This is a genomic window from Paenibacillus tabacirhizosphaerae, assembly GCF_040812395.1.
In the GTDB taxonomy this organism is placed as follows: domain Bacteria; phylum Bacillota; class Bacilli; order Paenibacillales; family NBRC-103111; genus Paenibacillus_E.
Genome location: NZ_JBFNXH010000003.1, coordinates 193,049 through 213,850 on the forward strand (window position 1 = coordinate 193,049; position 20,802 = coordinate 213,850).

Annotated in this window: 17 protein-coding genes and 1 pseudogene; 2 read left to right on the forward strand and 16 right to left on the reverse strand. The window is 48.6% G+C overall.

Translation table 11 applies throughout. The annotated features are described in order from the left end of the window. Positions 1-30 precede the first annotated feature (30 nt). From hflX to ABRS97_RS06675, 8 genes are all read right to left on the reverse strand, one after another. Positions 31-1,359: a GTPase HflX gene (gene hflX, locus ABRS97_RS06640; protein WP_367812225.1), complete on the reverse strand. Its 1,329-nt coding sequence runs from the start codon at positions 1,357-1,359 to the stop codon at positions 31-33. Positions 1,360-1,540: 181 nt separating this feature from the next. Beyond that, positions 1,541-2,815: an iron uptake transporter deferrochelatase/peroxidase subunit gene (gene efeB, locus ABRS97_RS06645; protein ID WP_367812227.1), complete on the reverse strand. Its 1,275-nt coding sequence runs from the start codon at positions 2,813-2,815 to the stop codon at positions 1,541-1,543. 23 nt (positions 2,816-2,838) lie between these two features. Next, positions 2,839-4,047, reverse strand: coding sequence for an imelysin family protein (locus ABRS97_RS06650; protein WP_367812228.1), 1,209 nt, complete (start codon positions 4,045-4,047; stop codon positions 2,839-2,841). A gap of 22 nt (positions 4,048-4,069) precedes the next feature. After that, positions 4,070-5,560 carry an FTR1 family iron permease gene (locus ABRS97_RS06655; RefSeq protein WP_367812230.1) on the reverse strand — a complete coding sequence of 497 codons (1,491 nt, stop codon included), beginning with the start codon at positions 5,558-5,560 and terminating at the stop codon, positions 4,070-4,072. A 167-nt stretch (positions 5,561-5,727) separates the two neighbouring features. Then, a complete protein-coding gene (locus ABRS97_RS06660) occupies positions 5,728-6,663 on the reverse strand; it encodes an AAA family ATPase (RefSeq protein ID WP_367812232.1) in 936 nt (311 codons plus the stop codon). Between the two features lie 191 nt (positions 6,664-6,854). Then, entirely contained in the window at positions 6,855-7,484 is a 630-nt protein-coding gene (locus ABRS97_RS06665; RefSeq protein WP_367812234.1) for a histidine phosphatase family protein, read from the reverse strand. A 23-nt stretch (positions 7,485-7,507) separates the two neighbouring features. Then, the gene (gene lplA / locus ABRS97_RS06670) at positions 7,508-8,509 is read right to left on the reverse strand and encodes a lipoate--protein ligase (RefSeq protein WP_367812235.1); all 1,002 of its coding nucleotides are present in this window, start codon (positions 8,507-8,509) and stop codon (positions 7,508-7,510) included. A gap of 4 nt (positions 8,510-8,513) precedes the next feature. Next, the gene (locus ABRS97_RS06675; RefSeq protein ID WP_367812237.1) at positions 8,514-9,005 is read right to left on the reverse strand and encodes a GNAT family N-acetyltransferase; all 492 of its coding nucleotides are present in this window, start codon (positions 9,003-9,005) and stop codon (positions 8,514-8,516) included. A gap of 152 nt (positions 9,006-9,157) precedes the next feature. On the opposite strand from ABRS97_RS06675, the gene ABRS97_RS06680 reads away from it, so the two are divergent. Next, positions 9,158-9,940, forward strand: coding sequence for a GNAT family N-acetyltransferase (locus ABRS97_RS06680; protein WP_367812238.1), 783 nt, complete (start codon positions 9,158-9,160; stop codon positions 9,938-9,940). A 53-nt stretch (positions 9,941-9,993) separates the two neighbouring features. Next, positions 9,994-10,863: pseudogene (locus ABRS97_RS06685) on the forward strand (SDR family oxidoreductase). Positions 10,864-11,822: 959 nt separating this feature from the next. Here the strand turns inward: ABRS97_RS06685 and ABRS97_RS06690 are convergent. The 8 genes from ABRS97_RS06690 to mutL form a co-directional block, all read right to left on the reverse strand. Beyond that, positions 11,823-12,518: a YdcF family protein gene (locus ABRS97_RS06690; RefSeq protein WP_367812240.1), complete on the reverse strand. Its 696-nt coding sequence runs from the start codon at positions 12,516-12,518 to the stop codon at positions 11,823-11,825. After that, the gene (locus ABRS97_RS06695; RefSeq protein WP_367812241.1) at positions 12,442-13,185 is read right to left on the reverse strand and encodes an alpha/beta hydrolase; all 744 of its coding nucleotides are present in this window, start codon (positions 13,183-13,185) and stop codon (positions 12,442-12,444) included. The genes ABRS97_RS06690 and ABRS97_RS06695 overlap by 77 nt, the downstream gene beginning before the upstream one ends. A gap of 49 nt (positions 13,186-13,234) precedes the next feature. Next, positions 13,235-13,948: a peptidylprolyl isomerase gene (locus ABRS97_RS06700; protein ID WP_367812242.1), complete on the reverse strand. Its 714-nt coding sequence runs from the start codon at positions 13,946-13,948 to the stop codon at positions 13,235-13,237. Positions 13,949-13,984: 36 nt separating this feature from the next. After that, a complete protein-coding gene (locus ABRS97_RS06705) occupies positions 13,985-16,546 on the reverse strand; it encodes a transglycosylase domain-containing protein (protein WP_367812244.1) in 2,562 nt (853 codons plus the stop codon). 139 nt (positions 16,547-16,685) lie between these two features. After that, on the reverse strand, positions 16,686-16,925 hold the full coding sequence (gene hfq, locus ABRS97_RS06710) for an RNA chaperone Hfq (RefSeq protein WP_147946297.1): 240 nt from the start codon (positions 16,923-16,925) through the stop codon (positions 16,686-16,688). 70 nt (positions 16,926-16,995) lie between these two features. After that, on the reverse strand, positions 16,996-17,973 hold the full coding sequence (miaA, locus tag ABRS97_RS06715) for a tRNA (adenosine(37)-N6)-dimethylallyltransferase MiaA (RefSeq protein WP_483312421.1): 978 nt from the start codon (positions 17,971-17,973) through the stop codon (positions 16,996-16,998). Beyond that, on the reverse strand, positions 17,967-18,743 hold the full coding sequence (locus ABRS97_RS06720) for a class I SAM-dependent methyltransferase (RefSeq protein WP_367812246.1): 777 nt from the start codon (positions 18,741-18,743) through the stop codon (positions 17,967-17,969). Before ABRS97_RS06720 ends, miaA begins: the two co-directional genes overlap by 7 nt. 4 nt (positions 18,744-18,747) lie before the next feature. Next, a complete protein-coding gene (gene mutL / locus ABRS97_RS06725) occupies positions 18,748-20,799 on the reverse strand; it encodes a DNA mismatch repair endonuclease MutL (protein ID WP_367812248.1) in 2,052 nt (683 codons plus the stop codon). Positions 20,800-20,802 lie beyond the last annotated feature (3 nt).

A 20,802-nucleotide genomic window follows, 5' to 3' on the forward strand; every position in this document is an offset into this window, starting at 1 on the left:
TTCCCATTACTTTTTCCCCGAATTGCATGATTAATAATTCTCTCCCTTGCCATCTTCAACATCTTGCTGCACGCGCTGCTGATCGTAAGCGGCAAGCAGGTAACCCATTTTCTCGTAATCGTCTTTATTTACGCGAACTTGAAACAGCATGTCTTCGCCGTCAACTTCATTGGACAGCACATCGCCAATCCGGTATATGAGTGAAATCATATCGCCTTTCTCGGCAGGAATCCGGAAATTCTTGCTTTCTCCCATCAGTTTCTCCTGAATGGCAAGACGCAGGGTCTCCAAATCGCCTTCGGCATAGGCACTAATTTTCAAAAAGTCGCCTTCCGTTGAAAGCATTTCCTTTTCTTCTTGCGTGCAAAGATCAATTTTGTTAAATACCGTAAGCTGCTCTTTCTGATGTGCGCCAAGCTCCTCAAGTACCTTCGAGACAACGCGCATTTGTTCATTGCGCATATCTGTTGAGGAGTCGACCACGTGCAGAATCAGATCCGCCTCGTTGGATTCCTCCAATGTGGCGCGGAACGAAGCGACCAGATCATGGGGCAGGTTTTGAATAAAACCAACGGTGTCTGTAATTACAATTTCTTTGCCGCTAGGCAGCTCCATCGTCCTCGAAGTTGGATCCAATGTGGCAAACAATTGATTTTCAATATAAACGTCCGCCTGTGTCAATTGCTTGAGCAGCGTTGATTTCCCGGCATTCGTATAACCGACGAGCGCAACCTGGAAGACACCGGTCTTTTTGCGCCGTTCGCGATGCAGCGTACGATGGCGCACGACTTCTTCGAGATGTGCCTTCAACTCATCAATCCGTCCCCGAATGTGCCTGCGATCGGTTTCCAGCTTCGACTCCCCGGGACCTCTCGTCCCGATTCCGCCACCCAGCCTAGACAAGTTCTTGCCTTGTCCCGACAGCCTAGGAAGCAGGTAACTGAGCTGCGCGAGCTCCACTTGGATAATGCCCTCCCGCGTTTTAGCGCGTTGGGCGAAAATGTCCAAAATCAATTGCGTACGGTCAATGATTTTCACATCGAGCGCCGCCTCCAGATTGCGGACTTGGGCACCCGACAGCTCCTGATCGAAAATAGCCGTGTTTCCTCCGAGCTCTTCGATCCGCAGCTTCAACTCTTCGACTTTACCTTTGCCTATAAACCATTTGGTATCTGCGGACTCCTTGTTCTGAGTCATTGTTTCCAGTACGAGAACACCGGCCGTTTCAGCTAACTTAACCAGCTCTTGAAGCGAGTATTCAGCCAATTGCTCGTTCTTCTTTTGTTTCTGGGTAATGAGTGAGACAAGCACGGCTCGGTCTTGAATTTCACTTTCTACAATATGTGAAGTTGTTTTCATCTATAGGCTCCTTTGGTCGAACTCAAACTCAAAGCGAATTGGGCATAACCCACCATCATTGTGGAGGAAAAACAAGGGAAAGTCAATTTGCGCCTCAGGAAAAATTCGTTATATCGATGTGCTCCTCGGGCACGTAAAAAAACCGAAAGACCAAAGGTCTATCGGTTCTGTTCCTGCCCTATTACCCAAACAAGCTTTGTCCGAGATAAGATCCTTTTGCCGTTACACCAGGTAATACGGCAAAGTATCCGCCGCCAGTTGTTTGTGTGTAGGTCAGCATTTTATCCGGCATCTTCGGATTTGTCAGTCGCTTCTGAATCGACTCGAACTGCGTCTGGAGATTACGGTTATAGCATACGAATAGGAGCCCAGCATTCATACGGCCGACCGCATCAAGATTTTCCATAAAATTATAGCCGCGGCGTAAAATACGCTCTCTCTCCGAATTCTCGCCTGTGCGAGGGTTCGATAAACGAATGTGTGAGTCTAGTGCCGTCTTCTCACCCTTCTCATCCCCTGCGAAATTCGGTTGATCGGATTCTTTCGCACCATCCAACGGCGCACCGCTCACTTTCTGCCGGCCAATAATGCTTTCTTGATCGGAAAAAGGCTGTTGGTCCCAGGTTTCAATCCGCATATTAATGCGGCGGACCACCATGTAACTGCCTCCGGCTAGCCATGAGGCACCGTCAGCCGCATCGACCCAGACGTTGTTTTTCATAAAATTCTCATCGCTCAGCGCTGGGTTATTCGTGCCGTCTTTGAATCCGAACAAATTTCGCTTCGTCCCCTCTGATTTCACGCCTAGCTGACCTGTTTGCTGCCAGCGCAGATGGGCTTTTCCACGGGCTGCCTTTGACAGGTTGCGTATCGCATGGAAACAAATCATAGGGTCGTCCGCACAGGCTTGAACAACGATGTCACCGTGCGTCAACTGATCCTGCAACGAATCCTGGTGGAAGATCGGCATTTCTGTCAGGCCTTCAGGCTTGTGTGAACGCAAGCCAAAGCGGTCAACTCCATCTTTCACGAACAGGCTTGCGCCTACAGCGAAGGTTAATGTTAATTTGCCCGTGTTTAAACCGATTTGTTCACCAGTGTCTTCAGGCGGGAATTTCCCCGGCTGCGGCTCTGCAGCTAACGGCTTGCCCTCCATTAATGTTGCCGCCATCTCGGTCCAAGTAAGTAAAAGCTCCTGCAATTCCTTCACATTCGTCGTTGTTACATCAAACGCAGCTACATTCGCGAAATTTTGTTGCGGAGTAACAACGCCGGACTGATGAGTCCCATAAAAGGAAATCGTCTCGTTTGCGGAAGCTGCTGAAGCTACCGATTCAGGCTTCGTGTCGGCTGGTGACGTATTCTGCGCTTTACCAAGCAAATCACCCAGCACGATTCCGGCTGCCCCTGCCGCTGTCATCCCCAGAAAGGCACGACGATTCATTTTATCCGCCATTCCGTTGTTCCCCCTTTAATTTATTATTGGCCTAGTGTCCCTGGCATTTTCACTAACGGTTCTGCCAAAGCTTCCAGTTTATTTTTCAAATCAATTTGTTTGGATTGTTCGATTTTACCGAAATCGTTCCACGTATTTCCAGCAGGAGACAAGGTGTTCATCGTCTCAATAACTGCAGTTAAGCTCTTGCTTATTTTTTCATCCAAGGCTGCATCTTTCTTATTCAGCTCGCCTTTAACGAGGTTATATATTTCTTGAGCGCCTTCTACGTTTGCACGGATAACAGGAACCGTGGCTCCGCTCCAGCGTTCTTCTTCACCGGTAATTTTCGAAGCTTGCGCCTCTTCCATCAGCTCGCCTACACCTGTCACAAAATCGGTTGCTTCAATGTTTGTCGCCGCTATTTCTTTTTGCATTTTCTTACCGTCTTCAAGAAGTCGCGCCGCAAAAGCCTCTGCGTCCTTCACATTTTTTTTCACAAACAGAAGGTGTTCAATGCGGTGGTAGCCCGTAAATTCAGGATCATCCTCGTTTTTGAAATCATCCACGCGAGCATCCATGACGCCGTCTAATTCTGCGAATTTCTCAATAACAGGTTCTATTCTCTCATAAGGCATACGTGACTGTACATAAGTTTCTTGCGCCTTTTTCAAATCGCCGCTTTTCACTGCCGTATTGAGCTGCTCCAGCAAAGTTACCAGTTGCTTCCCTTGATCTTGCACATACTGATTATACGCTTTGGTTGCCTCTTGCAGCTCTTTGGAAGCGGAAATCGCCGCAGCGTTTACCGCACCTTTATTTTCATTTAGTGAAGTGCTGAGTTCGCCTACTGCACCTTTCAAGCCGTCATTCAGCTGCGTCAGCAGATCGTTGTCGAGTTTAGCTTGGTTTAAGCCTGCTTCCAGCGGAGTCAGGAATTTCTCTACTTTCACATAGAGATCAGGGTATTTCACTTTTACTTCATCTTCAAAGCTTGCCCATCCGTCTTCGAGCGCTGCGGATTGTTTTTTCGGATCAGTTACTTTTTTAGCGCTCAATTGATTTTTCAGTTCATCGACGGTTTTAAGTAAGGAGGCTGCGCCATCTTTGGCCGGCACTTTTCCCACATTCGGAGTCTGGCTTTCTACCGGAGCTGCTGATGTAGTCGGAGCAGGTGTTGCTGCTTTGCTGCAGCCTGCAACGACGAGCGCTAGTGCGGCAGTTAGAACGATTAATTGTTGACGTTTTGTCATGATATGGTTTCCCCCGTTTTTTTTAATTTTCTTTTATAGTTAATGCGGATTTCCGAAATTGTACGGTTTTTCGTCGATCCCATAAAACAGCGAATAATGCAGATACGAGTAAAACAAGCTGAGGAATGGCACTTTCGAGCGTAGGATATAGCGCTATTGCATCCCAGCTAGGCAGCCAGGAAGCTGTCGTCGCCGGCAAATAACCTGCAAGTTGCAATCCATGAACCCCCATGCCGGCAAATTTGAAGCAAAGATAGAAAACGAAAAAGCTGGATATAAGGAAAAATGGACGCATCGGAATGCGCAGGCCAATCTTAAGGATTAGGAACGCAACAATAATCAGCAGCACAACCCCAATACCAATCCCGCCAAGCAAGGAACCAATGGAGATAGAAGATGCCATTCCGATCATAAATAGAACCGTTTCCGTTCCTTCCCTGAACACTGCCAAGAAAGCCAATAAGCTTAGTGAAAACAAGCTGCCTGTCGCCAGCGCCTTTACACTTTGGTTCCGGATGTAAGTTTGCCAGTTGGAAACACTAGATTTGCTATGCAGCCAGTAGCTCATGTAAAGCAGCATGACTGCAGCAAATATGCCCGTACAACCTGCTATCAAGAAATTATTATTTCCGAATGCGCTAGTCGAAAACAATTGCTGAACAACAATACCCAGCGCGAGACTAACCAGAAGGCCACCGCCAACGCCATACCAAATCCATTGTTTCTTATCGCCATGCCCTGATTTATTGAGAAATCCGAGTAAAGCTATAATGACAAGCAGCGCCTCAAGACCTTCTCTCAGCAAAATCGTGGTGGCATCCAGCATCGTATAGCTGGTTTTTGCCGCTAACGGTTCAAGTGCAGCGTGCATGCGTTGTACCGTGCTTGCGGCTTCGCTCGATTGAACGGGATCAGCCGATAACTGCGCATAAGCCGTAACCATATCTCTTTCCATCGAAGCATACACCACTGACGATTGTGTGAGCACGATGCCCTCGATTTGAAGCCAGGAGCTGCGAAGCGTTTGAACGTTGGCTTTGGCGCCATTGATATCATTGTGCTTCAACTGATCTGCCGCTTTGTCCAATAATGCGACAAGTGAGGCGATCGTCACGACTTCATCGCTTTTGCTCACCTCTCCAAAAGCGTCCAATTTACCGCTGATGAATGTTTCATTCAGCTCATGGAGCTGCTTCAGAGTGGCAACTAATTTAGCTTGATCGATAGGCTGCTTTAACGTTGTAAAGGATACTTCACCCATTGCGGATTCAATTTTTTGATAAGCCGCCAATGATTTTACCTTAATGCCTTCCTCATAGGTAAGCCAATCCGTTTGAAAGGATTCAAACAACTTGGAAGCCTCGTCCAGCTTTCCATTCTCAGCCGCTTGTATCGCTTGCCCAATAACTGCATCCGCCTTCTTTAAATCATCCTCTGCCGCCGCTCCCGCCGCTAAGGGGAGCGAAAACAGCATCAGCAGCGCAATCCATCCAATAATTAGAACTTTTTTCATACATCACCAATCCCTATGTAGACTGAAATCATCGTTATTTAGAATCAATATTGATAATCATTATCACTGACCACTCTGTCTATTTTACTCAGATGCGCCAATCTGTCAATTCTTTTTATAGAAATAAAAAAAGCCATTCAACGATTGGAGTTGAACAGCTTCAGGATTCATTTCATTTTCAAATCTTCCGGACGAATGGACATGAGTTCCAGTTTAGAAGGTGGATTTACATATTGGCTTAGCAGCCTAACAGCTTGATGACGCATCGATTTCTCGAGAATGTTGCGAACGTATCTCGCATTGCTGAATGCCCGCCAAGTTGCTGCCTTTTCCTCCATCAGATGCTGCTTCAATCTGGCAATCGTCTGCGGAAGCAGCACGTATTCCCTATCCTTAGCCATAAGTTCCGTAATTTGAATGAGCTGCTCGATAGGATAATCTTCAAAATCCACCTGAATAGGAAACCGGGAGGGCAGTCCGGGATTGGTGGACAAGAACTGTTCCATCTCCTCGCTATAGCCTGCAAGGATCAAAATAAAATCGTTCTTCTTATCCTCCATGCCTTTCACCAGCGCGTCGATCGACTCCTTGCCGAAATCCTTATCTCCGCCCCGTGCCAAGCTGTATGCCTCATCGATAAAGAGAATGCCGCCCATGGCCTTCTTCATCAGTTCTCGCGTCTTCAGCGCGGTATGCCCGATATACTCGCCTACGAGATCTGCACGTTCCACTTCTATAAAGTGTCCTTTGCTTAGCACGCCCATGGCATGAAACATGCGTCCCATTAAACGGGCTACTGTTGTTTTGCCAGTGCCAGGGCTTCCTTTGAAAATCATATGGTACACATGCGCGTTGCTAAGCAGCCCCGCCTCCGTGCGGAATTGAGAAATTTGCAGCAGGGCGTAAATTTCGTGCACCAGTTCTTTGACATTATCGAGACCTATCATTTGGTTCAACTCTTTAAAAATGTCAGATAACGGACCATCCTGCGGTGTCCGCTTTCCTGCCAATTGTGGCTCGCTATCAGCCATAGTCGAGGCGCCCAGCTCCGGTTGCCGCAACACTATGTTGATTTGTCTCGATGGCAGGCTTCGACCACTCATGAGGATCACCTCGTTTACTTGTTGGTTGTTATCACTCCATCCTACGCGGTTTACGTAAAATTTAGACCGACCTTCAAGAGGTAGAGACGACTTCCGGATTGCGAACCTTTACTCGGTATACATCATTGCCTGCAGCGGCATCTCGTGTCGATTTATGCGTTTACCCGGGAAATCGTTTACATTCATTGATGTCAAAATCCAAACGCATCTTCTTCCTGGAAATGCGAGGTATCGCCGTGAAGCACAATGCGCGGATTGCCTGCATTCCACTCCACAAGACTTAAGCAGGTTGGATGAAAATAAGGAGGGTTCCAAAGCTGAGCTAATGCTCTTTGCTCAAAATGAGCCATAATCACCTTCAGTGTAACCGTATGAGATACGAGAGCTATCGTCTTTCCCCTATGGTCATCCAACAGCCGCTGCAGCTCAGGCAGCACTCGCGCCTGCAAGTCCGCATAAGATTCGCCAATTTGAGGCTTATATAAGTGAGGATGGTTCCAAAAGGCATGAAACCTTTCCGCTTCTTCCTGTTTAATCTCCTCAGCAATCCGGCCTTCCCATGCTCCCAAATTCATTTCCCGCCAATGGTCGGACGGCTGGATAACCAGCTCACGCCGGCCTTTCACAATATGAGCCGTTTCCAGCGCCCGACCGCTGCTGCTGGCACAAATTACATCGAAAGGGACGGCACCCAACGAGTCGGCAAGCCATACAGCCTGCATTCTGCCTAATGGCGATAGCGGAGAGTCAGCATGCCCCTGCATCCTGTGCTCCACATTCCACTCGGTTTCCCCATGCCTGATCAGGTACAGTTTCGTCATACGTTATCCTCCCCCAACAAGCCTCAAGTTAACATCAGCAATGCTATCAACGCATCTACATCAAGCGCTCCGAAATACTTACGCAATTCGATGTCTGATAAACGCTCGCGAATTGCCTTCTCTTCATATCTCGCACCGCGAACCACATCTTCAAGTTCCGATACGTCATGCGCGCCAAAAAAGTCGCCATAAATCTTTAAATTCTTTATATGTCCTTCTTCGATATCCAGACGCACGTCCAAAGAGCCTACGCCTTCAAAGCGCTTGGAGTTCTGAACGGTGCTCTTCGGTGATTTGCCATAGTTCCAGTCCCAGTTCTGATACCTTTCCTTGGACAGCGCTTGAATGCGGCTCCAATCCTCCGCAGTCAGCTTATACTGAGGAACACGATCTTCCTCCGTGTCAAAGATGGACTCAAGCAGCTTCTTGCGGAAAGCTTCAATCGTAATCGGCTCATCAAGGAATTCAGCAATGTTCGCAACCCGGCTGCGGATCGATTTAATACCTTTTGACTGAATCTTATCGGGGTTAACTTTCAGCGCTGAGACGACGCTCTCAATCTCCGAATCAAACAGCAGCGTTCCGTGGGAGAACATTCTCCCTTTCGTAGCAAACTGCGCATTTCCGGAAATTTTGCGTTCGCCGACTTGAATATCATTTCGACCGGATAAAGCTGCTTCAACGCCAAGCTTGCGCAGCGCAGCCACGACAGGCTCCGTAAACTTTTGGAAATTATGAAAAGAGTTGCCGTCATCTTTGGTAATGAAACTGAAATTCAGGTTGCCCAGATCGTGATACACGGCTCCGCCTCCCGATAGCCGGCGCACAACGTGCAAGCCCTGTTCCTTCACATACTCCGGATTGATTTCTTCGACTGTGTTCTGGTTCTTGCCGATAATAATCGACGGCTCATTGATATAAAAGAGCAGGTAACTTTCGTTAGCTGGCAGCTGCCTTAAGGCGTATTCTTCAATGGCCAGATTAATTCTAGGATCTGTTATCCCTTCGTTATGTATAAATAGCATCGTATTATTCTCCTTTAGAGGTTAATAGCTCAATGGACATGGTTCGATGTAAGGTACTCATGCCTAAAGATTCGTAAAAGGCGATTGCACGTTCATTGAACTCCCATACGTTCAGCTCCAAGGAGGAAGCACCGCGTTCTTGTGCCCATTGCAGCGAAGCTGTATACAGCTTTGTACCAACTCCCTGACTCCTACTCATTGGCGCAACTGCCAGCTCGTTCAAATGCGCATAGGTGCGCGGAACAAGCGCATCATAAGGGGCGCTTTTTTTCAGTTCCAGCATGGAAACACCAACAATGCCTATTTCGCACTCGGCAACGAGAATGACTTTGTTAACTGCATCCGAGAAGCTGCGATACCAGCCCATCGCGACGACACGATCCAGTTCGGCAAATATCGTCGGCAGCGCCTCCGCATGTTCGACTTGTCCGACTCGGACAATGGCATTCACGGCCTCGTAATCTTGAGCCTGCGCGATTCTGATCGTATAATTCAAGGCAAGGTAGCCTTCCTTTCATCTCAACAAATGTTAGCTTCTTCCTAGCTTACCGCAAATAAGGCGATTTTTCCACTTTGTCATATTGTATTTTTATGCATAATTATGTATATTTATTTGTATTATTCCCATGACAGGAGGACTTATTTGAGATGAAAGCAACTCATGAACACTTTATCTACTTAGATGCCATTGCTGCGAATACGTGGCCGGCAGAAGCAACTGGCACCTTCGAACACTGGCAGCTCCGTTCTTCGAAAGGCATCACCAAACGGGCAAACAGCGTCCTAGCTATAGGCGATTACCCTAAATCCCCTGACTGGTTGCATCAGATCGAAGCGCACTATCAAGCGCTCGGCTTGCCGGCTCTCTATCATGTAAGCGGCGCATCGCCTGAAGGTCTCGATGCCATTCTTGAAGCTGAGGGCTATGCTATTGAATTTCCCTGCTTCCTCATGACGGCAGATTGCGAAGAAGTCAAACAAAGGGCTTCGCAAGCCATGGCAAGCAAGAATCCGGAAGCAGTTGACATTGTTTGGGCCAACCATGCGGATACGGCTTGGCTGGACGCGTTTATGCAATTGGAGCAGTTCCCTCCTTTGCGGAGAACATTTTATGCCGATTTGCTAGAACGGATGCCAACGCCAAAAGGGTTCCTTAAGTTGGTATACGAGAATCAGACGGTTGCGCTCGGAACCGCCATTGTTGAGGATAGCTTGGCGGGCTTTGTAAATGTTGTAGTCAATGAAGCCTATAGAGGCCGTGGATTTGGCTATGCGCTGCTGCATGCGATGACGGCTTGGAGCATAGAAAATGGCGCCTCTTCGCAATATTTGCAGGTTGTGGCCGATAACAGACCGGCAGTCTCTCTATATAGCAACCTCGGTTACAACAAGCTTTACAGGTATCACTATCGTACGAAGTATGATTTGTAGGAACTTGCCTCATCCTAACAGTGAAATCTGTAAGGATGAAAGGAGTTTTATCCATGGCGACAGCTACACAAACAAAACCGACTTTTCCTCCCCAGCACCAGAATCAGCAGCCTGGTCTCGAGAGTCAGATGAATCCGCTGCCTGCGTCCGAGGATGCGCAGTATAAGGCTGCAGGGAAGCTGAAGGATAAAGTCGCCTTGATTACGGGCGGCGACAGCGGTATAGGCAAGGCGGTTGCCATCGCTTATGCCAAAGAAGGAGCGGACGTCGTTCTGGTGTACTTAAACGAGCATGGCGATGCCGAAGAAACGCACCGTCAGGTTGAAAAGGCGGGCCGTAAATGCCTTCATGTTGCCGGCGATATCGGAGATGAAAATTTCTGCAAAGAGATCATCGATCAAGCCGTCAAGACGTTCGGCAAGCTCGATATTCTGGTTAATAATGCGGCAGAACAGCATCCCCAGGCCAGCATTGAACTTATTACAGCCGAACAACTGGAGCGAACGTTCCGCACCAATCTGTTCTCTTTGTTCTATTTGACGAAAGCGGCGCTGCCTCATCTGAAGCCCGGCAGCGCAATCATCAACACCGCTTCCATAACCGCTTATCACGGGCATGAGCAGCTCATTGATTATTCCTCCACCAAGGGGGCGATTGTTTCTTTCACACGTTCATTATCGTTGCAGTTAAATCCGCGCGGCATCCGAGTAAACGGCGTAGCGCCTGGTCCGATTTGGACACCGCTCATCCCTTCCACGTTTACAGCCAATGAGGTCGCTGTTTTCGGCTCCGATACGCCGATGAAGCGGGCTGGGCAGCCGAAAGAGCTGGCTCCAAGTTAAGTGTTTCTCGCGAGCGAGGATTCGTCGTACATGTCGGGCCAGATTATTCACGTGAACGGAGGAACGATCGTAAACGGTTAGTTCGGCTCCATCCTTATTGTTCACTATATGAAATACCTGAGGCTGTGCCTCAGGTATTTGTCTAAACCCATACATCCAGCCATGGGGAAGGAAGTATGAATTGGGTATGGGATTCCAACCGCTGTTAAAGTCGCGTTCCTTGCATGGACAAAGAGGGTGCCAACACGACTTTAAAGGCGGACGCCATCGCTTTTCCACCCCCTACCAATTCCCTTTTCGTATTTTCAGGTTAACCGGAAATGTCTGGTTGGCTTTTCTGTTCTACTTTGTGCTGCCTTCTACTCTTTTAACTAACCGATCCTCGATTCGGTATTCCTATCGATGAACACCCCTATAAGATTCCGAGTACATTACGCCTTCCCAACACGCGCGAATCCCGGGCGCGCGTTTCTCCTCAAGCTTCGCATGAAAACGGAAGAGGTACTTCCGGACCGCCAATTCCTTATTCACGGCGATATCGGCGGAACTACGATGCCTTATTCCACGGTAACGTCTCTTTTCTCCCCCTGAAGCGGAACTAGGGTGCGTTAAATGAGCGAAAATGTACCCAACACCAACCCAAAACCCAACATTTCCTGCTCGTAACGCACGGTAGTTCCGCGAAAAGTCCCTACAACTCAAAATACCGCCTCATAACGCCTCTACGTTCCGCTCACTCGTACAAAAGACGATCTATCGAAGATCAAGGCGGCATGGGGTGCTACAAACCGCTGTGGCAAAACAGCTAGGGCACTTCTGTATCTTCTACGTCCATCCTGTCAAATGCGCGTACCACACGATGCGTGCGGAATCTCTCCGCTCTGCGAGCTCGTCACACACACACAAACCTAACGACATATGCTTTCTGTTAGAATAGGTATCCCTTACGCTTTAGCTCTGCAAGGATCTAACTATTCCATTGAAAAAGGCTCTACCCTTCATGGATCTATAATCCGTTTCAGGTACAGCCTTTTTTCTTTTTATTGTCCGGCTTTCAGCCACAACTTCGTCCACTCCCATTTCGTGTAAGCGAGTGTTTCACGCGCTTCATGATAAGGCATGAACAGCACTTCCGATTTGGTGGAAGAAACGAGAGGCTGTTTCAACCCAATTGTTTCTGCAATATCAAGCGAGCGTGAGCCATGGTATTGATGGGTTACAATGATCGAACTGACAAGCCCTTGCTCATCCATAATTTGCTTGCTAAACAGCAAATTTTCGTAAGTACTCGTTGCTTTAGGCTCGAGGAGGATGAGGTTTTGCGGGATGCCCTTTTTCACCAAATAATTTCGCATTCCTTCCGCTTCTGTCAGCTTAGAACCGTTATGATCCAAACCTCCGGAAACGATCACATGCGGAAACTTCCCTTGGTTATACAGACTGACAGCCAAATCAAGCCGCTCCTGCAGCCCGCCGCTTGGCAGGTCTTTACGCAGTGATGCGCCAAGCACAATACCGACATCGACTTGACCCGGAAGTGCTTGCTGAGGTGCCCGTTGAACCTTCCACTGAATGTAGACAATCCAGCCTGCTAAAAGCAGAATAGCGATCAACAGACAATGGATAAAACGGCGCAGCACGTTCATGAACAGGGAAACTTTACCGGAGCGGCGCTTTCCCTTGAGTTGGCGATGCGTAAGACGTTGATTTCGATGTTGCTGCGTTTTCGTGATCATTTTCTACTGTATCCCTCTCCAGAAATGTGCCCACCTGATCAAATAATGCAGCGGCATCTTCACTGTGGCAAATGAGATGCTTCGACTTCGGACACCAGTACAACTCACGATGACCATTCAGCTTGCTGTAGATGTATCGCGCGCTTTGCGGATGGATGACTTGGTCTCTCTCAGCTTGAGCAACAAACGTAGGCACTGTCACCCTGCTTATTTCCGGCTTCAAATGCCTAACCAATCGCGTGAACTGCCAGGTGGCCCGCAGCGGTGTTGATTTTGCTTTTTTCAAATAATCTTGATCCTGGTGTCTCCAGTCCTCCCGGATCACATTCAGCAGGCGCGAGGGACTGATGTAGATGACCGCTGTATTTAACAGCACTAATCGTCGCACCGGATAACGAACAGCTAGGTAAGCCGCGAGCAGTCCGCCCATTGAAAAGCCGACCAAATCAAAGGAACCATATTGATTCGTCATCCGCTGAGCATGCTGCTCAGCAGACTGCACCCAATCCTCCCAGCGGGAAGCTTTCAATTCTTCCGCATCTTCTCCATGCCAAGGAAGTTTGGGCACATCGCATAGCTGCCCTCGTTCTAACAAATATTGCGCCAGTGGCTCCACCTCGAAGGGACCTCCGGTGAACCCGTGGAACAATAAACAAGGCTGTTTCATACAGGTCTCCTTCCCATTCGGTCTGCCAAAGGCATAACGTGCAGATCTTCTACTTTTCTTTAATGGCAATGGAATTAATCGTTACTTTTTCTTTTGGCATGCTTGGCGACGAATCGCCGCCATTAGGGTTCATTTGAACAGGCGTATCCGCGATCTTCGTTATTGTAGCCATACCCTCGTCTGTAACCTTACCGAAAATAGAGTAATTCGGATGTGAGTTTAAAGCAGCCGCGCAATCCGCACCCGAGCAAATAAAAAACTGACTTCCGTTCGTATTCTTGCCGGAGTTCGCCATAGCAACAATGCCAGGCTCATACTTATGGGTAGTTTTGAGTTCATCTTCAAATTTGTAACCCGGGCCTCCCATTCCCGTACCAAGCGGGTCTCCCGTTTGAATCATGAACGTTTTGATAATACGGTGAAACGTCACATTGTCGTAAAAGCCCTCTTTGGAAAGAAAAACAAAGTTGTTAACCGTCTTAGGCGCTTCCTTCGCGAAAAGGTCAATAGTAAACGCCCCTTTGGATGTTGTCACTTCTGCTTGATACGATTTGTTCGGATCAATCGTCATGTCCGGTGCTTTGCTCCATTGCTTCGGGGTATTTGGAGATGCTGTTGCAGCCGGAGATACTGATGCGGCAGCGCCGTTTTTCGGAGAAGATGTGCCTCCGGTTGTTTCGGCTGTTTTATTGCCGCAAGCAGATACGAGCAAGGTTAATCCGAGCAAGGCAAGGGGAAGCAATTTCTTCGTATTCTCATTCATTTGACTGTATCCTCCATGATAAATGATCTTATTTTTTTATTGTTGGACGTTCGGCGCGGTTACTTTCACGCTTTCTTGATTTTTATCCGTCTTCGTCTTATCCGCTGGCGCTTCTTCTGCTTTATTGACAGGCGTCGCACTAGGGGTTGGACTCGGATTTGCGCTTGCCCCTGAGTTCCCTTTACCGTCATTCGCCGTCCCGCCATTCGAAGGTGAAGGCGTCGGCTTCGCGCCAGGCGATGGAGAAGGAGACGGCGATTGATGATCCTTGCCAGTACCTGGGGACGGAGATGGCAGAGGTGATCCGGACGGTGAAGGAGATGGACTCGGTACCGTTTCATTCTTAGGCACTTCAACATTAATCACATTGGAATTCGCACCGTCCGTATTCGTGTCCAAGCTAATCGGCGTAATGTAATACTGGTAGGTTTCTCCGCTAGTTACAGTTATATCATTCACCTCGGCGTTAGGCACTTGGATGATCAGCTTGGCCTCAGTTTCCTTTGAGCTTTTGCGGAACAGTTTATAGGCAACTTTATCGCCAAGAGAAGTCCATGTCAATTTAACCATCTTTGACTCCGGCACATACACGGCTGCTAAATCCGCTATTCCACTAGGAGGTTCAGTCAAATCAGCCACATTATCCGGCTTCACAAAATTCGTAACCGGCTTCCCTTCAAGCGACTTTGACATCACTACATTGAAAATAGCCGAAGGGCTGCCGCTGCCAATTGTTACATAGTGTTTGGCGTCGACTTTGTCAAAGCCTTCCCAGACAGCGGCTGTCCATTCTGGCGTATAACCGACGAACCAAACATCACGGTCATATTTTTCAAGGCCTTTCAAATCCAGACCGGTCGTTCCCGTTTTACCGGCTACAGGCCGACTTAACTTCGCCTTCGTCCCTGTTCCGCCAGTTTCCACAACGCCCTGAAGCAGCAATGTCATATAATAGGCCGTTTTCGCTTGAATGGCTTGCTTCTTCTCAGGTTTGTACGTCTGAATATCTTTCCCTTGCGCATCCGTAATTCGCAAGATTGCATGAGGTTTATTGAGTACCCCTTGATTGGCAAAAGCCGTGTATGCGGATGCCATTTCAAGTGGAGACACTCCGTCAGTAAGACCGCCTAATGCAATAGCGAGATTTTGATCCTTTTGTTTATTCAATTGAATGCCGAGCTTAGCTGCGAAATCCAATCCCGCTTTCGCTCCCATTTGATCCAGTAACCAGACAGGCGCAAGATTGTAGGATTTCTTAACCGCTTCAAACATCGTCACTTGACCATGTGTCGTCCTGTCATAGTTACGTGGCGAGTACGTTCCATTGCCAAATGTAGTCTGATCATCATTCATCATCGAATAAGGCGTATATTTACCGCTCTCTAACGCTGGGCCATATGACGCAATCGGCTTAAATGAAGACCCGGGCTGCCTTTTGGAATAGACGCGGCTAAAGCCTTTAGGCTGGTAGTCCCGTCCGCCGATCATCGCAAGCAAACCGCCGGTCTTATTGTCGATAATTACCATCGAGCTTTGAATCTTTTGACCATCGGATGCATTATTTTGGAACAAACTGGCATTCGTGTAGGTTTGCTCCATCGTTTTTTGCGCTTTCGGATTCATTGTCGTGTAGATGCGATATCCTTTGGTGAGCAGCTCATCCTCATCGATGCCATATACATCCTCAGCTTCGTTCGTGACATAATCTACATAAGACGCGTAGTCTGTGCTGCCTTGGTTAGCGCTAGACGGCGCTACGTAATCAACGGCCGCTGCTTCTGCACGCTCAGCTTCCGTAATGTACCCCTGATCCGTCATCAGCCGAAGAACGACACCCCGTCGTTCTTTGGACAGATCCGGATTTTTGAGCGGCGAATACTTCGAAGGTGCTTTGGGTAATGCTGCCAGTGTCGCCATCTCCCACAATTTTAAACTGTTGAGATCCGATTTGCCAAAGTACACCTTCGCAGCCGCTTTAATCCCATAAGCATTGCTGCCGAAAAAAATGCGATTTAAATATTTTTCCAGAATTTCGTCCTTGCCATACCTGCTGTCTAACGCAAAAGCAATCGACATCTCCGTACCTTTACGGAACGCCGTCTTCTCCGAGCTTAGAAATACGTTCTTCGCTAACTGCTGGGTTATTGTGCTGCCTCCCTCAACTGCGCTCATATGCATCACGTCTTTCACCAGCGCACGGCCAATCGCCCAGAAATCGACACCCGAGTGCTCATTAAAACGGCGATCCTCAGTGGCAATAAACGCTTGCTGCAGCCGATCGGGCACATCCTTTATCTTCACACTCTCACGGTTCTCGCCTTTATAAATCTTGGCAACCTCGACATCCACAAGCTTCTTGTCCTTGCCTTCATCCTGCCCATAAATAAGCGTTGATTCATTTGTCGAATTAATCTTATCCAGGTTTTGCGTTAAAATCTTCTGCCCATTAATAATAACGACAATATAAATGCCCATTGCACAAATAATCGCCAAAATACCGGCTATAATTGTGCCCGTAATGACTTTGCGAAAGTTAATGCGCTTCTTCTTCGGACCTTTATTACTGCCCTGCGGCTTTGTACTCGTTGGTTTCGCCATATTCACCGACTCCCTTCCTGTACATTCTCTATATCTTACCAACAAAAGAACAACCTCATAAGTAAGGTTGCTCCCAATCGTTTCTATTCGGTTAGACGGTCTCGCAAATTAAAAAGTTGCAAAACATCCAGTCTACGGATTATTCCGATGCCTCAGCAGCAGCCATTAAGGAAACAGCGCGCTGCGGTGTAAACGTGGAAATTGCATGTTTATACACCATTTGTTGACGGCCCTCACTATCAATAATGATGGTGAAGTTGTCGAAAGCACGAATAAGTCCTCTGATTTGAAACCCATTAGTCAAGTATACAGTTACAGGAATGCTTTCTTTTCGAAGCTGGTTAAGGAAATTGTCTTGGATATTAATGGATTTATTCATCAGTAGATCCCCCTTAATGGAATGAAACGTTGGCTATGGATCGATCAACGCTCGGCGCTATTTTCAATGTTCATTGTTGTTGATTATATTCAATTTTATGTACAAACTTTCCTGCTATTATATCACTAATCATTTGGAAATGGGCAGAAAAATTTGTTGAATCCGTCACATCCATCCATTGAATATCCTTCATATGACGGAACCAAGATAGCTGGCGTTTCGCGAATCTGCGGGTATCGCGCTTCAGCAGAATGACTGCTTCTTCAAGCGTGAGCTCGCCCTCCAAATAGCTGAGGATCTCTTTGTAACCCAGCGCCTGCATCGAGATCGCCTGCTTGGGGCAGCCCGCGTCCAGAATCGTCTGAACCTCTTCGACGAGTCCCTCTGCCATCATCGCATCAATGCGTTCCTCGATTCGCTTGTACAAGAGCGCCCGATCCATCGTAAGTCCAACGATACATAGTTCGTATGGCGACTCCTTTTTCTGGACTGCCAAATGCTCCGACATCGTCTGACCGGACACATGGGCAATCTCAAGTGCACGAATCACGCGCCTGCGATCGTTCGCATGGAGCCGGTCCGCACTTTCCGGATCGATGATGCGCAGTTTTTGATGCAGCGCTTCGTCACCATGCAAGCTGGCGAACGCTTCCTGCTCATGGCGGAACGCTTCGTCCATACTGACGTCTGTGAACTGATAATTGTAGCACACGGATTCAATATATAGACCCGTTCCCCCCACAATAAAAGGAAGCTTCCCTCGTGCATGGATATCCGCTATCAAGTTCTTCACACGTTCCTGGAACTCTGCGGCTGAAAAAGGGTAAGACGGATCGTGAATGTCGATCAAATGATGCGGGACGAGCTTCTGCTCTGCTTCGCTAGCCTTGGCCGTACCGATGTCCATGCCCCGATACACCTGCATGGAATCGCCGGAAATGATCTCACACCCAAACTTTTGGGCAATTTCCAAGCTTAATTTTGTTTTACCTACTGCAGTAGGACCGAGAAGCACGAGTAATTTCGGCTTGGCGAGTGGGGCTAACACAATCGAATCACTCCATAGGTTGTTTTCGTTGTTGAACGTAAGATGGAATCAAATCCTAGCCGATTAAATTCCTTGCTGTCCCTATGCTCCTTAAGCACGATAGACTTGCGCGCAACACGTCTTGCCTCTGTGACGGCTGCCATGCTCACAGCTTCTCCATTTGCTTGTTGCCGGAGCGGTGAAATGGCTTGAGATTCCTCAATTGGACTTCGAAACATCGGATCGAAGTAGACGATATCCACACTTTGCGATTGCAACTGCTGCAAGTAAAGGAGGTGATCTGTCTTCTTAAGCTCAATTCGTCTCATCGCCGCATTGAGATCGGCGACTTCCGACTCGTAGACAGCAAGGCCTTCATGGACAAGCATTGCCGGGATCGTTTCACTTTCCAGTGCAGTTACACGTCCCGCTGCACCTACAGCGAAAGCGAACACAATAGCATCCGACGCCAGGCCTGCCGTGCAATCGATGACGGTATCGCCATGGGCGGCACCAGACGCCTCGAGCAGCAGATCAGTTTCGCCTTTGAGCAAACGCTTAATGCGCACAAGTGCCATACTCGGATGGAAAAAATGCGCAGGCGCGTCTCCTTCATAGTACCTGATCTCTTCCTTCGTCACAAGCAGAAGCGAATCATCTTTATAAGATTTCCTTATTTGTTCTAAAGAAGTTTTACGTCTTGGAACCAGTCGGCCCCCATACGCAGCGGCCAACCGGCTGGCTTTCTCCAGCAATTCCTTCGACGGAGCATAAGAAGTTGTCACTAACACTGATTTACATCACTCGCTTAAACATTTTTTCTAACTCATAGGTCGTAAAGCTAACTACAATAGGGCGGCCGTGCGGACATGTGTACGGATTACGACACCCGGCAAGGCGGTCGATCAATGTCTCCATTTCCATCACGCTTAACCCTTGGTTGGCCTTGATTGAAGCTTTGCACGAGCACATGATCGCAGCTTTTTCCCGAAGCTTGGCAATATCTACCGCTTTTTTCTCGGTGAGCACCCATTCGCACATTTCTTCTACAATGTCCTTTTCTTCACCGCCTGGAAACCAGTGCGGGTGGGCGCGGACGAGGAACGTATTCCCGCCGAAAGCCTCCATGAAGACACCCGCGCTTTCAAAAAGAGAAAGCTTATCCGCAATGACAGCAGCCTCCGCTGGCGTAAACTCGAGCGTTATCGGCACAAGAAGCTCTTGGCTTGCCTCAGCAGGATTGCCAAATCGCTCATAATAATACTCATAATTGATCCGTTCATGGGCGGCATGCTGATCAATCAGGTAAAGACCGTCCTCATTCTGGGCAACCAAATACGTGCCGTGCATCTGGCCGATAGGATCCAATCTCGGAAAAGACGGCAGCTTCGGCGCATCGCCAACCTCCACCTGGGGAAGCAACTCCATGAACGCTTCGTTGGCCTTGCGCTGCTGCTGCATGGATAGAGGACGTGAACCGCCGGATGTGTAGGCATTCGTCTGCGATGCCGACCCCGCCCTTGCGGATGGAGAGGTTTGTGAACTGCGCGGATTCTCCGTATAAGGAGATCGATACGATGGCTCCACGGTGCCTGACGCAGTATTTAAAGTTGTACGGTACGGCGGTACGGCTTCTTTCACTTGCGCGTTGTTGAAGCTGTCCGCTCTATGTACTTCAGCCGATAAGACAGCAGCATCCGTGAATGCTGGAGCTGAAGCTGGCGTACCTTGAGAAGCATTTATCTCTGATCCGCTTTGCTGAGCAATCGGACCTGATTCAACAGAACGGGTCAACTCCAATTGCTCCTGAATGTATGCGCCTTTGGGAGCAGCCGGCTTCGCACCTTGCGGGATCAGCACCTGCTTGCCGAGCATTTTCTTCACTTCATCTTCAATCAGGGCTGTCAGTTCCGCTTCTTTACTGAAGCGAACCTCAAGCTTTGCGGGATGCACATTCACATCGACCAGAGAAGGATCCATCACAATGTGGAGCACAGCGACTGGAAAACGATTGATTGGCAGCAGCGTATGATACCCCTGCAGGAGCGCTTGATTGAGCGCAAAATTGCGCACATAGCGGCCATTCACAATCGTCGAGATGCCTCCACGGTTCGCACGCGTCATTTCCGGCTTCGCAATGAAGCCTGTCATCGTATAATCCAAGCTTTCCACTTGAACAGGAAGCATTTGTTTCCCCACAGCAGTTCCATAGATGCCGGCAATAACCTGAAGCAAATCTCCGTTGCCCAGCGTTTGCAGCAGGAGGTTGCCATTATGCTTGAGCGAGAAAGCGATGCCCGGATGGGCAAGCGCCAGTCTATAGATATAATCAGAGATGTGGCCAAGCTCAGTCTGGATTGTTTTCATATATTTAAGACGTGCCGGCGTATTGTAGAAAAGCTCCTTCACCGTTACTTCCGTCCCGCGTGATGCAGCCGTTTCCTCAACAGCGCGAATGGTGCCGCCCTCAATGCTGATCTTGCGGCCAAGACCGTCGCTTGTCGAGCTTGTGACACAATCCAAGCGGGATACGGACGCGATACTCGGCAATGCCTCACCGCGAAAGCCCAGCGTGCGAATGGCGAATAAATCCTTGCTCGTCGCAATCTTGCTGGTGGCATGCCGCTGAAAGGCTAGCTCACAATCTTCCAAAGCCATGCCAGAGCCGTTGTCCGCCGCACGGATGAGCTGCAAGCCGCCCTCTTCAATCGTCACATCAATCCGGGTGCTGCCGGCATCCACCGAATTCTCGACCAGTTCTTTCACTACAGAGGACGGACGCTCTACCACTTCACCGGCAGCTATTTGGTTGGCGATATGCTCGCTTAAGAGCTGAATTTTGCCCATAGT